Source organism: Agrobacterium sp. V1, from assembly GCF_030518355.1.
GTDB lineage: Bacteria > Pseudomonadota > Alphaproteobacteria > Rhizobiales > Rhizobiaceae > Agrobacterium > Agrobacterium cucumeris.
The window spans coordinates 19,119-34,511 of record NZ_JAULSF010000001.1 but is presented as its reverse complement, the minus strand read 5'-3'; the positions used below and the strand labels follow the sequence as shown (position 1 = coordinate 34,511).

General features: G+C 59.9%; 13 protein-coding genes. All 13 read right to left on the bottom strand.

What is annotated here, in order from left to right; genetic code table 11:
- Positions 1–5: 5 nt before the first annotated feature.
- Positions 6–1,061 (bottom strand): PhoH family protein, encoded by a 1,056-nt coding sequence (locus QSV77_RS00165; protein ID WP_035219197.1) that lies wholly within the window; start codon positions 1,059–1,061, stop codon positions 6–8.
- Between the two features lie 40 nt (positions 1,062–1,101).
- Positions 1,102–2,505, bottom strand: coding sequence for a tRNA (N6-isopentenyl adenosine(37)-C2)-methylthiotransferase MiaB (miaB, locus tag QSV77_RS00160; RefSeq protein ID WP_269700145.1), 1,404 nt, complete (start codon positions 2,503–2,505; stop codon positions 1,102–1,104).
- A 66-nt stretch (positions 2,506–2,571) separates the two neighbouring features.
- Complete coding sequence (locus QSV77_RS00155; protein WP_302732005.1) at positions 2,572–3,366, bottom strand: 1-acyl-sn-glycerol-3-phosphate acyltransferase; 795 nt, start codon at positions 3,364–3,366, stop codon at positions 2,572–2,574.
- Positions 3,367–3,396: 30 nt separating this feature from the next.
- The gene (locus tag QSV77_RS00150; protein WP_046799341.1) at positions 3,397–3,825 is read right to left on the bottom strand and encodes a Fur family transcriptional regulator; all 429 of its coding nucleotides are present in this window, start codon (positions 3,823–3,825) and stop codon (positions 3,397–3,399) included.
- A 70-nt stretch (positions 3,826–3,895) separates the two neighbouring features.
- Positions 3,896–4,390: a GNAT family N-acetyltransferase gene (locus QSV77_RS00145; protein ID WP_142840924.1), complete on the bottom strand. Its 495-nt coding sequence runs from the start codon at positions 4,388–4,390 to the stop codon at positions 3,896–3,898.
- Between the two features lie 61 nt (positions 4,391–4,451).
- Complete coding sequence (gene tsaB / locus QSV77_RS00140) at positions 4,452–5,120, bottom strand: tRNA (adenosine(37)-N6)-threonylcarbamoyltransferase complex dimerization subunit type 1 TsaB (protein ID WP_302732001.1); 669 nt, start codon at positions 5,118–5,120, stop codon at positions 4,452–4,454.
- A gap of 21 nt (positions 5,121–5,141) precedes the next feature.
- On the bottom strand, positions 5,142–5,705 hold the full coding sequence (locus QSV77_RS00135; protein WP_052820288.1) for a NifU family protein: 564 nt from the start codon (positions 5,703–5,705) through the stop codon (positions 5,142–5,144).
- 142 nt (positions 5,706–5,847) lie between these two features.
- Entirely contained in the window at positions 5,848–6,339 is a 492-nt protein-coding gene (locus QSV77_RS00130; RefSeq protein ID WP_142840922.1) for a universal stress protein, read from the bottom strand.
- Positions 6,340–6,453: 114 nt separating this feature from the next.
- Positions 6,454–7,518, bottom strand: coding sequence for a tryptophan--tRNA ligase (trpS, locus tag QSV77_RS00125; protein WP_302731995.1), 1,065 nt, complete (start codon positions 7,516–7,518; stop codon positions 6,454–6,456).
- A 101-nt stretch (positions 7,519–7,619) separates the two neighbouring features.
- The gene (locus QSV77_RS00120) at positions 7,620–8,024 is read right to left on the bottom strand and encodes a VOC family protein (protein WP_302731993.1); all 405 of its coding nucleotides are present in this window, start codon (positions 8,022–8,024) and stop codon (positions 7,620–7,622) included.
- Entirely contained in the window at positions 8,024–9,613 is a 1,590-nt protein-coding gene (gene murJ, locus QSV77_RS00115) for a murein biosynthesis integral membrane protein MurJ (RefSeq protein ID WP_225245102.1), read from the bottom strand. Before murJ ends, QSV77_RS00120 begins: the two co-directional genes overlap by 1 nt.
- 7 nt (positions 9,614–9,620) lie before the next feature.
- Entirely contained in the window at positions 9,621–12,449 is a 2,829-nt protein-coding gene (locus QSV77_RS00110) for a [protein-PII] uridylyltransferase (protein WP_302731990.1), read from the bottom strand.
- Between the two features lie 145 nt (positions 12,450–12,594).
- Positions 12,595–15,309, bottom strand: a complete 2,715-nt coding sequence (mutS, locus tag QSV77_RS00105) for a DNA mismatch repair protein MutS (protein ID WP_368045847.1) — start codon at positions 15,307–15,309, stop codon at positions 12,595–12,597.
- Between the last annotated feature and the right edge of the window lie 84 nt (positions 15,310–15,393).

Here is a 15,393-nt window from a genome sequence, read left to right as displayed (position 1 = left end):
TTACGTCAGTTGCCCTTCACGAGGCTTTCATCCGGCACCGCCGTGTGGGATTCATACGCCCGGACAATGCGCGCCACCATCGGATGACGCACGACGTCGACATCCTTGAAGCGCACGACCGACACGCCCTCCACGTCGGTGAGGATTTGCAGGGCCTCGACAAGACCGGATTTCACGCCGCGCGGCAGGTCCACCTGGCTCGGGTCGCCGGTCACGATCATGCGGCCGTTTTCACCAAGACGGGTGAGGAACATCTTCATCTGCATGGTCGTGGTGTTCTGGGCTTCGTCCAGAATGACGGCGGCGTTGGCAAGGGTGCGGCCGCGCATGAAGGCGAGTGGGGCGATTTCGATGACGCCCGCCTGAATGGCACGCTCCACCTTGTCACCCGGCATCATGTCATAAAGCGCGTCATAAAGTGGACGAAGATAGGGATCGACCTTTTCTTTCATGTCGCCCGGCAGGAAGCCCAGCCGTTCACCTGCCTCGACGGCAGGACGCGACAGGATGATACGGTCAACCGCACCGCGCTCCAGCAATTGCGCCGCATGCGCCACGGCAAGATAGGTCTTGCCGGTGCCTGCAGGGCCGACGCCGAAAACCAGCTCGGATTGCTCCAGCGCCCGCATATAGACATCCTGCGTCGGCGTGCGGGCAGCGATGGTCTTCTTGCGGGTGGAAATCTGCGCCATGGAAATCTTCGCCTTGCGCTCCATCGTCGGCAAGGTCAGTTGATCGTCCGCGGCCATCGCCATGCGGATCGCGCCTTCCACGTCGGAAACCTCGGCGGTTCCGCCCTTGAGCAGGCGTTCGTAGAGGAAATCCAGCGCCCGGCGGGCCTGATTGGTGGCCACGACATCACCGGTGATGGCGACGGAATTACCGCGCGGGCGCGCATCAATGTTGAGTCGCTGTTCCAGCAATTTCAGGTTCTGATCGAACTGACCGAATAGCTCTCCCGCTATCCTGTTATTCTCGAACGTGAGGACGAAGTGATTGGCGTCGGTCGCGGCTTGGCGTGGCTGGCGCGATGAAGGTGATACCAATTCATGTGCGTTCAAGCGGTCAGGCTCCTGTCCCAATCAGTGTCGGCTCCCCACTCTAACTCTCTGCCACCTCGGCAAACAAGCTGTTTGGACCCGTTGCGGTGATTCGTACATTAACAATGTCACCGATTTTCAAAGTCTTTGCATCAAGATTCACGGATTGCAGCCAGGGGGAGCGACCTATCAACTGTTCAGGCATGCGGCCGGGCTTTTCCAGCAACACATCCATGGTCTTTCCCACCAGCGATTCCGCAAATTCCTTCTGCTGCCGCAGCAACAGCGCCTGCAATCTCTCCAGCCGCTCGGCCTTTACCTCTTCCTCGACCTGATCGTTAAGGTCAGCGCCCGGCGTGCCGGGACGGGTGGAATATTTGAAGGAAAAAGCCTGCGCGTATTTCACCGTCTCGACCATCGCCATCGTGTCTTCGAAATCGCGATCCGTCTCGCCGGGGAAGCCGACAATAAAATCTCCCGACATGGCGATATCAGGGCGGGCGGTGCGGATTTTTTCGATAAGCTGGATATATTCCTCGCCGGTATGGCGACGGTTCATTGCTTTCAGAATGCTATCCGACCCTGACTGCACCGGCAGATGCAGGTAAGGCATGAGGATACGCAGATCGCGATGGGCGCCGATCAGCCGATCGTCCATGTCACGCGGATGGCTGGTGGTGTAGCGAAGCCGGGCAAGACCCGGAATCTCCGCCAGCCGGTAAAGCAGTTCGGCAAGGCCCCATTTATCGCCCTTCGGGCCTTCGCCCTGCCAGGCGTTGACGTTCTGTCCAAGCAGCGTGATCTCCCGCACGCCGGCATCCACCAGTTTCATCGCCTCATCGACGATCTGCCGCACGGGACGGGAGACTTCCGAGCCACGGGTATAGGGTACGACGCAGAAGGTACAGAACTTGTCGCAGCCTTCCTGCACCGTCAGAAACGCGGTGACGCCGCGCGTGCGCAACGTCGCCTTTTCGGCGACCGGCAGATGCTCGAACTTGTCCTCGACCGCATATTCGGTCTCGATGACGCGTTCACCGCCGCGCACCCGCTTCAGGGCATCCGGCAGGCGGTGGTAGGTCTGCGGGCCAATGACGACGTCCACGGCGGGCGCGCGGCGAAGAATTTCCTCGCCTTCGGCCTGCGCCACGCAGCCGGCAACGCCGATCATGAATTCGCGGCCCTGCTCTTCGCGTGATTTTTTCATGTCGCGCAGACGGCCAAGCGCCGAATAGACCTTTTCAGCCGCTTTTTCGCGGATATGACAGGTGTTCAGCAGAACCAGATCCGCCTCGCCCATATCTTCGGTCTGAACGTAACCGTCCTTCGCCAGCGCATCACTCATGCGGACGGAATCGTAGACGTTCATCTGACAGCCATAGGTCTTGATAAAGACCTTGCGGCTGTTAGAGCCCTCGCGGGCGATCATGTGTTGGGCGTCAAGGCCAAGCGTTTCCTGGGTCATGGCCGCTATTTAGTGTTTTTCCCGGCCAGATTAAACAAAAAAATCCCGGAAAGAGCGACGACACCGCTATTTCCGCCAGCCGCCACGCAGGCTGAAGGCCAGCATGGAACGGATGGAAGCAGCGATATCAGTCGCCAGGCGCTTGCGGTTATCCGTGCTGTGAAACGGAACACTCTCGCCGAAGGTCACGTCCACATCAATGGCGCCGGCCTTGATAATGCCAAGCAGATGCGGCACCAGCGTTATGCTGCCCGGCCAGGCGGCAATAACCCGGTGGTAGCGGCCCATGGCCATGCCATGTACCCGAGTATAGGCAATCGCAACCGGCTGCACATAAACCAGCTTGCCCGGCACCTGTTCAGCGGCGGTGGAGGCCGCACCGAACAGCGAGGATTTCACCGCCAGCATTCTGTTCCCGTCCGAAGTGGTGCCTTCCGGAAACAACACGACAATCTCGCCGTCGGCCATGCGGGCAGCGATCTCGCCGACCTGTGCGCCGGTGCTGCGCTTCTGCTCGCGCTGAACGAAGATGCTTTTCTGCAGGCGGGCGAGCCAGCCGAAAACCGGCCAGTCCCGCACTTCCGTCTTGGCAATGAACACAACGTCGGCAATGCTGCCGAGAACGAGGATATCCTTCCACGAGGCGTGGTTGACCGCCAGCATCAGCGGTTTTGCCCGTTCCACCTCTCCGTGAACATGCACGCGAATGCCGAGAACATGACAGGCAATGCGATGCCATAGGCGCGGAATACGGCGACGCAGCCGCAAGTCGAAGGCAAGGCCCAGCAGTTGCAGCGGCAGCAGGATGAGCGTGACGATCAGGAGAACGATCGCGATATAGGCTGTGCGCAGCCACATCATGAGTTAAACGCCCGTTTGTTCACCGGCGTCTCAGCGTTCGTCGGGCTTCAACGGCACGCCGTAGAGTTCCAGCCGGTGATCCACCAGCTTGAAGCCGTGCTCGCGAGCGATCTTTTCCTGCAGCGCTTCGATTTCCGGCGAATGAAACTCGATGACCACGCTGTTCTTCAGATCGATCAGATGATCGTGGTGCTCTTCGGGCACGGTCTCATAACGCGAACGGCCATCGCGAAAATCGTGCCGTTCGATGATACCGGCATCTTCGAACAGCTTCACCGTTCTGTAGACGGTGGAAATCGAGATGCGCGGATCCACCGCGGAGGAACGGCGGTACAATTCCTCGACATCCGGATGGTCGGCCGATTCCTGCAGGACACGGGCAATGACGCGGCGCTGGTCCGTCATCCGCATGCCGCGCTCGGCACAAAGCTCCTCCAGCGTTTTCGAAAGGTCTATCACGTCTTCTGGCCTTTTGAGTATTCCGGTTGAATTTTGCGGCTCTCGCCGAAAAAATGCCTGTCGCAGGGAACTAGCGAAGATCGCGGCGCATGACAAGCGCCGTCGACTTGGTTCCATCCCTGGAGGTGTAATAGGCCTTGCGCTCCGCAACCGTCTTGAAGCCGAGCTTTTTATAAAGCCCGAGAGCGGAGGTGTTGCCGTTGTCCACCTCGAGAAACATGGTTTCAGCACCGCGCATCATCGCTTCACGTACCGCCGACTGCATCAGGCGCCAGCCGAGACCGGTGCGTCCGAACTTGTCGGAAACCGCAACGGTCAGGATTTCCGCCTCGCCCGCCACTTCCCGCGCCAACACAAAACCGCCGAGAGGCTTGCTGAAGAACGCGTTGGTCTGGCGGGCAACGGCGCCAAAAACCGAACCTTGCGTCAACAGCCCGGAAAATTCACCGTCATTCCACGGGCGCGGAAAACGCAGCGCATGCAGTTCCGCCACCGCGGCGCAATCCTCATGCTGCATCGGCACGATCTCGAAATAGGGTTTCCAGCTCAGATATTCGTCAAACATAATAGGAATCTGGCATCACAAGAATCGGGCATTACAGGAATCATTCACGGGCAATGCCCTATCAGGCAACGTCCTGGCGTGCCAGCGCAAAACCGGTTTGCGGACGGGCATCCGGACCGCGCAGATAAAGCGGCGCAGGTTTCGGCTGACCCGCCGGCTTGCGCGCCGCCGAGTGTGCAACCGAAGCAATCGGGAAATGGTCCGGCCCCGAGCCAATTTCCTCTCCCGCAAACAGCGGCGCGGCCGAACCAATCACGGCACCATCGAAACCGGAAAGAACGCCCCTGGCATCATTCAGAGACAAAAGTGTCGCCTCAGCGAGCGGCGATCCATCCGCCGCGAAAGTCTGGAGATAGGCTTCACCACGTTTGGCATCCAGCCCGACGGCCACGGGCCGGCCGGGATTTGTCATCAGATGATGCAGGGCAAGCGTTTCAAGCGTGGTGATGCCAACAGCCTCGACGCCAAGCGACAGGGCAAAGCCGCGCGCAGCGGCAACACCGACACGAATGCCAGTGAAGGAGCCCGGACCGATGGTCACGGCGATGCGCTCAACCTTCTGCAGCGGGACTTGCGCCTGCTGCAGGGCGCCATCGATCACGGCCATCAACCTCTCGGCATGACCCTTGCCGATCATTTCGCACACCTCGCCGAGCACCCTGTCGGAGGCGCTGTCATAAACGCAGGCTGAACAATCCACACCTGACGTGTCGAGTGCGAGAACAATCATGTCGGGACCTGGCTTACGATGTCATACCGCTTCGACTTCGCGCACTTCCGGCACGAAATGACGAAGCAGGTTCTGAACGCCGTGCTTCAGCGTGGCCGTGGAGGACGGGCAACCCGAGCAGGCGCCCTTCATGTTCAGGAACACGGTGCCATCACGGAAACCGCGGAAAGTAATGTCGCCGCCATCCTGCGCTACGGCAGGACGCACACGGGTTTCCAGCAGTTCCTTGATCGTGGCGACGATTGTCTCGTCACCCTCTTCGAAAAACTCGTCCTCTTCGTCCGAGACTTCCGCCGCAATCGCCGTACCCATGATCGGGCGACCGGACATGAAGTGTTCCATAATCGAACCGAGAATGGCGGGCTTCAGGTGCTGCCATTCCGCATCGTCTTTGGTGACGGTTATGAAATCGAAGCCGAAATAAACGCCGGTGACGCCGGGAATCGTAAAGAGACGCTCCGCCAGCGGAGAAGCCTGCGCCTGCGAAGGATTGAGAAACTCAGCTGTCCCGCTTTCCAGCACCACCTTGCCGGGCAAAAACTTCAGCGTGGCGGGGTTGGGCGTGGCTTCCGTCTGAATGAACATCATCGTCTCCTTCGAGGTCGCGGTTCACGCCTCGTAATTTAGAATTCTTCCAAAATACGCCCGGCGAAGCTTCACTTCAAGCCCTGACATGATAATTACATTCAAGAAATCGTCAGCCCCTAAATCTTGTCCGAAACCCGGATCAGCAGAGCGCGTCGATTTCCTCATCCGTGAGCGTATCCGGCAGGACAGTGACGGGAATGGGGAAGGCTGCCCCTCGCCCGGCGATGGAAGAAACGAGCGGCCCCGGCCCTTCCTTTGTCGAACCCGCCGCCAGCACGAGAATGGCGATATCGCGGTCTTCCTCGATCAGCCCGTGGATCTGCTCGGTGGCGCTGCCTTCGCGGATCACTGATTCAGGCTCGATGCCGATTGTCTCACGCACCTTCTGGGCAATCTTGGCAAGCGTGGCTTCCGCCTCCTCGCGGGCCTCGGCCCGCATGATCTGCTCGACACCCAGCCATTGCTGGAAATCGCCTTCCGGGATCATGTAGAGCAGCACCAGCCCGCCATTGGAATTCTTGGCGCGACGACCGGCATAATGCACGGCCCTTTCGCATTCCGGTGTGTCGTCGATAACAGCGAGAAATTTGCGACGATGCCCTTCCAGACGCGACAGCCGTGTTGAAACCATTCCGCACTCCCTTAGGTCCGCCGTGATCCGAGAACCGCCCGACGGTTCGGGCGGAGATTATATCAAATCACGGCAGGCGCAAACCGCCCGCCGCATCAGCGCGGCAGCGACTTCTCAGCGCAGGAAGCCGATGATGTCGCGCACCTCGTTCATCGTCTTTTCGGCAATAGTACGCGCCCGCTCACCGCCCTCTTTGAGGATGGCGTCGATATGGGTCGGGTCATCGAGAAGGCGGCGCATCTCGTTGTTGACCGGCGCGAGCACGTTGACGGCAAGTTCGACGAGTGCCGGCTTGAAGGCCGAGAATTGCTGTCCGCCGAATTCGGCAAGAACGTCCGCCTTCGTCTTGTCGGAGAGAGCGGCATAGATGCCGATCAGGTTTTCCGCCTCGGGGCGGCCCTTCAGGCCTTCCACTTCGCTCGGCAGCGCGTCGGGATCGGTCTTTGCCTTCTTGATCTTCTTCGAGATCGCGTCGACGTCGTCCATCAGGTTGATGCGCGACAGGTCGGACGGGTCGGACTTCGACATCTTCTTGGTGCCGTCCTTCAGAGACATGACACGCGGCGCCGGGCCGCCGATCAGCGGCTCCACCATCGGGAAATAGGCGTGCACCGGCTCGTCGCCCACCTTGATATCGAGGCCGAGACCGGCATTGCGGATGTGGTCGCCGAAATCGATGTTGAATTTCTGGGCGATATCGCGGGCCAGTTCCAGATGCTGCTTCTGGTCGTCACCAACAGGAACGTGCGTGGCGCGGTAGACGAGAATGTCGGCGGCCATCAGGCTCGGATAGGCAAGCAGGCCAAGCGAGACCTGTTCGGCATTCTTGCCGGACTTGTCCTTGAACTGCGTCATGCGCTCCATCCAGCCGATGCGCGCCACGCAGTTGAACACCCATGCCAGTTCCGCATGCTGCGGCACGGCCGACTGGTTGAAGACGATGTGCTTTACGGGGTCGATGCCCGAGGCGATGAAGGCGGCCGCAATCGAGCGGGTCTGCGCCTTCAAGTCAGAATGAACGAGCTGGGCAGTGATGGCGTGCATGTCGACGACGCAATAGATGCAGTCGTTATCTTCCTGCAAAGCCACGAACTTGCGGATAGCGCCGAGATAATTGCCGAGATGCAGATTGCCGGTCGGCTGGACGCCCGAGAAAACCAGCGGCTTGAATACGTTCATTGTCGTCCTCGAAAAGGCTTGTGGAGGGCCCCGCCCCGTGATTTGAATTGCACGCGCTTATGCACCCGCAGCCCCTCGCAATCAAGCGGTTTCAGGGCATGTCAGCCGCGCGGCTGAAGAAGATCCCAGCGATTTCCGTATGGGTCGATAAAGACCGCGACGGAGCCGTAAACCTCATGGCGCGGCTCTTCCAGAAAGCGCACGCCGCGCGCCAGCATCGTCTCGTAGTCGCTTTGAAAATCATCGGTATTGAGGAAAAACCCAACACGTCCGCCGGTCTGATTGCCAATGGCAAGCCGCTGCGGTTCACCATCGGCCTCGGCAAGCAACAGGGCGCAGCCATCGGTGCCTTGAGGTTTCACCACCAGCCATCTTTTGCCATCGCCAAGCGGCTGATCGGAGAGGCACTCAAACCCCAGAACCTCGCAATAAAACGCCTTTGCCCGATCGTAGTCATCGACAACGAGGGTGACGAGGGCGATGCGGCGGTTTCCGGCAAAGGACATCAGCCTGCCTCCGTCTCGGCGTTCTTTTTCCCGCGCTTGCGAATGGCGCGCTTGACCATGCCGATATCAGCGCCGCCCGAAGCGAAGGCCAGCACGAAATAAACCAGCATGGCAGCAAAAACGAGAGCCATGATGGTACCGGCCCGAACGAAAATCGACGAGGCCGAAGATAGCTCGAAGCTCAGCCAGGTCAGCGCATAGTGCACGAAGCCCGCCATGAGGGCGGCAGCCAGCAGCAGCCGCGGAATGCGGGTAAGCAGCGGAATATCCACCTGCCAGTGACCGCGCCACAGCAGCATGGCAAACAGCAAGGCGGCATTCACCCAGCCGGCGGTGATCTCGGCAATGGCGATGCCTGGACCGCCGAGACGCGGAAACAGCGTCAGCGCCAGCGAGACGTTCACCACCACGGAAATTGCTGCGAAAATCATCGGTGTGCGGGTGTCTTCGCGGGCGAAGAAGCCCGGAATGAAGGCCTTTATCAGCACGAAAGCCGGCAGGCCAAGACCATAGATGCCGAGGATTTGCGCAACCGTGATGGTGGCCGACGGCGAAAAGTTGCCGCGCTCATAGAGAAAACGGACAATCGGTTCCGCCATGACGAGAAGGGCAGCGGCAGCGGGCAAGGTCAGGAAGAGCACGAATTCGACCGAACGGTTCTGCAGGCTGCCCGCCTCGACCATATGGCCACCACGCAGGGCGCGCGCCAGTTCCGGCAGAAGCACGGTGGCGACAGCGATCCCGACGACACCGAGCGGTAGCTGGTAAATCCGGTCCGCATAGGCAAGCGAGGAGATCACTCCTTCGCCAGCAGAGGCGATATTGGTGTTGATGAGCAGGTTGATCTGGGTGATACCGCCGGTAATTGCCGCCGGCAGCGCGAGGACCAGAAGGCGCTGCACATTCTTCGTCAGTCGTGGCCTGCGGAAACCGATACGCATGCCGGCATTGCGCACGGCGATCCAGACGATGGCAAGCTGCACCAGACCCGCCACCATCACCCCCCAGGAAAGGGCATAACCCACCTGAAGGGGATCGTAATTCTTCCACCATGCCCAGGCGAGCACGCCGATCAGGATGATGTTGAGGAAAACCGGAGCGATCGCAGCCGCGAAATAGCGGTGCAGCGAGTTCAACATGCCACCCATCATCGCCGCCAGCGACATGCAGGCGAGATAGGGGAACATGATGGTGGCAAGATGCACCGTGTTGTCGAACTTCACCGGATCTTCGAGAAAGCCCGGTGCAATCACGGTACGCACGATGAACGGCATCGACAATTCCATCAGGATTGTCAGCGCCAGAAGTACGGTGAACAGGACGCCGAAAACTTCCTCGGAAAAGCGCCTTGCGCCTTCCATGCCGTTCGCCTCGATTTCCTTGGCGAAAAGCGGCACGAAAGCCGAGTTGAACGCGCCTTCGGCAAAAAGTCGCCGGAAGGTGTTCGGAAAACGGAAAGCGGCGTTGAAGGCATCGGCCACCGGGCCGGTGCCGACGGCGGCTGCCATCAGGGTTTCCCGGAGGAAGCCGAAGATGCGGCTGCCGAGCGTGGCGGTGCCGACGGTGGCGAACTTGCCGATCAGACTCATGGGCGCTTCAAGCCTTTGCCGTGCGCGCGGCCGGCAGTGCAGCCACGTCGGGATGGGCGATGATGCCGTTCGGCATGCGGTCGCGCAATTCGTCTTCCTGTTCGCTCATCACCGCCTTCAGGCGGGTGGCGATGCTGGCCTGCCGGTTGTCGTTAGTCACCTTCTGCCCGAAGAGATCAGTCACATAGAAGGTGTCGATGACCTTTTCGCCAAAGGTGGTGATGCGGGCGGAATGAATATCGAGCGACAGATCGGCGATGACAGCCGTCATATCCGCCAGCAGGCCCGGCCGGTCGAGGCATTCGACTTCAATAACGGTGAACTTGTTCGACAGCCCGTTGGAAATGATGACCGAGGGCGGAATGATGAAGGCGCTTTTTTTCTTGCGGCTCTTGGTGCGCGTCGCGATCATTTCCGGCAGGCGCTGCTTGCCCGACAGAACCTCCTCGATGAGCTTGCCGACATTGTTGCCGCGCCGCATCTCATCTTCATCGATCGGAAATTCACGGTTGATGAGGATCGTATCGAGCGCCCGTCCGTCCGATGTGGTGAAAATCTGCGCATCGGCAATGTTGGCGCCGGCCGCCGCGCAGGCTCCTGTTATGATCGACAGCAGGCGCGGATGGTCGGGCGCCAGCACGGTAATTTCCGTAATCGCGTGGAAGGAATGGGTACGCACCATGGTCGACAGTGCCTTTTCCTGCTTGTCGGCCTCGCGGATGAAGCGGGTGTGGCGCACCTGATCTTCCAGCGCCACCGTCAGCAGATAGGGCTCGTAATGCAGCTTGGTATATTTGCGCCGCGCCTTTTGGCCCCAGTCGTCGAGGGCGTCGTATAGCGCCTGCCGGGCGATCTGCGCGCGTTCCTTGCGAGAGACTTCCGAGAAGCCACCGGAAAGCAGCAGTTCCGTCTCGTAATAAAGCGAACGCAGCAACTGTCCCTTCCAACCGTTCCACACACCCGGACCAACGGCGCGAATATCGCAGACCGTCAGGATGAGCAGCATCTTCAGCCGCTCCATGGATTGCACCTTATCGGCGAAATCGGTGATGGTCTTGCGGTCGTGCAGATCGCGTGTCTGGGCGACCATGGACATCAGGAGATGCTGCTCGATCAGCCAGACGACGGTTTCGGTCTGCTTGCCGGTGAGGCGGAAACGCTGGCACAGCTTGCGGGCCACACGCGCGCCGGCAATCGAGTGGTCTTCCTGCCGCCCCTTGGCCACATCATGCAGCAGCACAGCGACATAAAGCGCCTCACGCTCCTCAAGACCCGGCATCAGCTGGTTGGCCAGCGGATGGGCATCGACAGCCGTGCCCTTATCCACCTCGGACAACACACCGACCGAGCGGATCAGGTGCTCGTCCACGGTGTAGTGATGATACATGTTGAACTGCATCATCGCGACGATCTTGCCGAATTCCGGAATGAATTTGCCGAGAACACCTGCCTCATTCATACGTCGAAGCGTCAATGCAGGATCACGCCGCGAGGTGAGGATCGACAGGAAAAGCCGATTCGCCTCCTCGCTTTCGCGCAAAGTATCGTTGATGAGCGACAGCGAGCGCGTGACGACGCGCAAGGCATCCGGATGCAGCTCGAGATTGTTGATATCGGCGATGTGGAACAGCCGGATCATATTAACCGGGTCGTTCTTGAAGACGTCTGGCTTGGCCAGCGCGATGCGCCCCCTATCCTCGACGAATTCTACCGAACCCGGAATTTTACGCACACGATGCGCGAATCGACTGAGAACGCCGGAGAGGCCCGGCACATCCTTCGCCTGCCGGTCCTCCAGTGCGGCGCAGACAATGCGGGTGAGGTCACCCACATCCTTCGCCACAAGGAAATAATGCTTCATGAAGCGCTCGACGGCGGAAAGGCCGGGGCGCGGCTGGTAGTTCAACGCATCGGCGATCTCACGCTGAATATCGAAAGAGAGGCGCTCTTCCGCTTTATTGGTGATGAAATGCATCTGGCAACGGACAGCCCAGAGAAAATCATCGGCCTTCTCGAACAGCCTGAGTTCACGCCGCGACAGAACACCGAGCTTGACGAGATCGGCGGTATCGCGAACGTGGTAATAATATTTGGCGATCCAGAACAGCGTGTGCAGATCGCGCAGGCCGCCCTTGCCTTCCTTGACGTTTGGCTCCACCAGATAACGCGTGTCGCCAGCCTTGCGGTGACGCTGGTCGCGCTCCGCGAGCTTGGCGGCGATGAATTCCGGGCCAGTGCCGGTGACGACTTCCGCCTCGAAGCGTTTTTCCAGATCGTCGGTCAAAGATTTCTTGCCGCAGATCGCCCGCACTTCCAGAATTGCGGTCCTGATCGTCATATCGGATTTGGACAGGCGAATGCACTCATCCACTGTCCGGGTAGCATGGCCAACCTTGAAGCCGAGATCCCAAAGCAGATAAAGCACGAACTCCACGGCCTTGTGCATATCAGGCGTATTTTTCGCGGGCAGCAGGAACAGGAGGTCGATGTCCGATCCCGGCGCCAGTGTGCCGCGGCCATAACCACCGACGGCCGCCACCGCGATCTGCGGGGCATCCTTCGGATAGGCATATTGGCAGGCGAGATCATAAAGCGTCTCGATCAGGCGGTCCTGAAGCCAGGAAATGCGGCGGGCGCAATCAATGCCGCTGCCATCAGCCTTCAGCAGTTCGCGGACCTTTTCCCGGCCTTCCGTGCTGGCCTTGCGAAACAGCGGCAGAAGGTCGGACCTGACATCGGCGATGCGCTTGCCATCTTCCTTAAAGATGATGTCACAGTCGCGCTTCAGCGCCGAGACATCGAGAATTTCGGAAAAATCCAGGTCCTTGATGGCCATCTATGCCGGTATCCATGTCCTGTGGGAGATCCCACCGCTTGCGATGGGAGTGTCCTATAGCGAGTTTTAAAGGCGATGGACAGGCAGTCTCCGCATCGAACCGAAAAGTGTCAGCGGTTTTCGGAAAATTCGACGCGCAAAAAGTTCAAGCCTTGCCAAGTTCTTTCTTTAACGCATAGAGCGCGTCCAATGCCTCACGTGGCGTCATTTCGTCGGGATTGATCCCTTTCAATGATTCCTCCACTTTCGATGGTCCGGCCTTGCGGGTTTCCTCGCGGCGAACGGCGATCTGGAACAGCGGCAGATCATCGATCAGCTGGCTGGCGGGGTTTTTACGGTCGGCATCCTCCAGTTTCGTCAGCACTTCACGAGCACGCTCCACCACCGATGCCGGCAGGCCCGCAAGCCGTGCGACCTGAATACCGTAGGAGCGATCCGCTGCACCTGGTCCGACTTCGTGCAGGAAGATAACGTCGCCTTCCCACTCCTTCACCCGCATCGTGGCATTGGAGAGGCGACCGAGTTTTTCCGACAAAACTGTCAACTCGTGGAAATGGGTGGCAAAGAGACCACGGCAACGATTGACCTCGTGCAGATGCTCGACCGCCGCCCAGGCAATCGAAAGACCGTCGAAGGTCGCAGTACCACGGCCGATCTCGTCCAGAATGACCAGCGAGCGATCCGTCGCCTGATTGAGGATGGCAGCGGTTTCCACCATCTCCACCATGAAGGTCGAACGGCCGCGCGCCAGATCGTCGGAAGCGCCGACGCGGGAAAACAGCCGGTCGACGATGCCGATATGGGCGGCTTCCGCAGGAACGAAGGAGCCGATCTGCGCGAGAATGGCGATCAACGCATTCTGGCGCAGGAAGGTCGATTTACCGCCCATGTTCGGGCCGGTGAGCAGCCAGATTGCACCGTTCTTGCCACCATTGACGGCCGAAAGATCACAATTATTGGCGATGAAGGGTCCGGCCGATTGCCGCCGCAACGCCTGTTCGACGACCGGATGACGCCCGCCCTTGATCGCAAAGGTCATGGAGGCATCGACAATCGGGCGGCAATATGCCTGCTCGGTGGCGAGATAGGCGAGGCTTGAGGCGACGTCTATGACTGCGAGTGCGAAAGCACCTGCCTTGATCGCTTCGGCCTGCTGCACCACGGCCTCGACCATGCGGGCGAAGGCTTCCAGCTCCATGGTCAGAGCCTGCGCTGCGGCATTGGCGATGCGGCTTTCGAGATCGGCAAGCTCGGTGGTGGTGAAGCGCATGGCGCCCGCCATCGTCTGACGATGGATGAAGCGCGCCTTGGCCTCATCCGTCGCCATCATCACATCGGCGTTGCCCGCCGTCACCTCGATGAAATAACCGAGAACGTTATTGTGCTTGATCTTCAGTGACTTGATGCCAGTCTCATCGGCATATTTCAGCTGCAGACCGGCGATCACCCGGCGCGACTGGTCGCGCAGCGCCCGCACCTCGTCAAGTTCGGGATTGGCGCCGTCACGCAGGAAACCGCCGTCGCGCTTCAGAAGCGGCAGGTCGTCGGCGAGCATCGAGCCGAGCATGGCTTCCAGCCCGCCCGGCAAGGCTTTCAGATCCTTGAGAGCCGTCGCCAACTCATCCGGCAGCAACCCGCCATCGAGAATAGTCGCGATTTTTTCAGCCGAAGCCAGCCCCTGCCTGATACCGCCGAGATCGCGCGGGCCGCCGCGCTCCAGCGCAAGGCGGGATAATGCGCGCGGCATATCCGCGACATGTTTCAAGGCGTCGCGCAGGTCATCGCAGAGAGAGACGTCATCGATGAGATAGGCCACCGCATCAAGGCGGGCATTGATCTTGTCCGGGTCGGTGAGCGGCGACATCAGCCGCTCGGCCAGCATCCGGGCACCACCACCCGTGACCGTGCGGTTGAGGGCATGCAGCAGCGATCCGTCCCTTTCGCCTGATAGCGTCTTCACCAGCTCCAGATTGGCGCGGGTGGCGGGATCGATGAAGAGGGTGGAGGCAGCACTTTCGCGTTCCGGCGCACCAAGAGGCGGACGCTCGGCGATCTGGGTCTTTTCGACATAAGCGACGGCAGCGGCAGCGGCAGCCATTTCCACCCGCGAAAACGTGCCAAAACCATCAAGCGTCGAGACGTTGAAATAACGGGCGATCCGCCCTTCCGCCGTGGCGCTGTCGAAAAGAATGGCCGGCTGCGGCACCGCCACGCGGCCAAGAACGTCGAAGACCGGCCGCAGCTCCTCGTCATGAAACAGGCTGTCGGCAACGATCAGCTCACGCGGGTCGATGCGCCAGATATCGGCGAGAAGCCGCGTCAGCGTGGTTTCCGCCAACCGGAAAACGCCGGTGGAAATATCGATCCAGGCCAGTGCAAACTGTGCCTCGGCACTGCCACGAATGCGGGCAAGCGCCATCAGATAGTTGGATTCCGTCGGCGACAGCAGCTTTTCTTCGGTCAGCGTGCCGGGCGTGACAAGCCGCACCACATCACGCTTGACCACGGATTTCGAGCCACGTTTCTTCGCCTCGGCGGGATCTTCCACCTGCTCGCAGACGGCGACGCGATAACCACGCAGGATGAGTTTCTGGAGATAATCATCCGCCGCGTGGACGGGAACGCCGCACATGGGAATATCGTGCCCCATATGCTGGCCACGTTTTGTCAGCGTGATGCCCAGAGAACGGGAGGCTTCAACCGCATCGTCGAAGAACAATTCGTAAAAATCGCCCATGCGGTAAAACAGCAGCGAACCCGGATTATTCGCCTTGATCTCGATATATTGTTCCATCATCGGAGTGGCCGTCGCGCGGCTCTCCTCCGAGATCAGGGAAGCGGTTGTCAGAACGTCCGTCAATGGCCTGCCGATGTCATATCGTGTTGCGGAAAACGAGCGCCGACACTAGCGGGAATGCCCGCCCCAAGACAACACGCGCAGGCC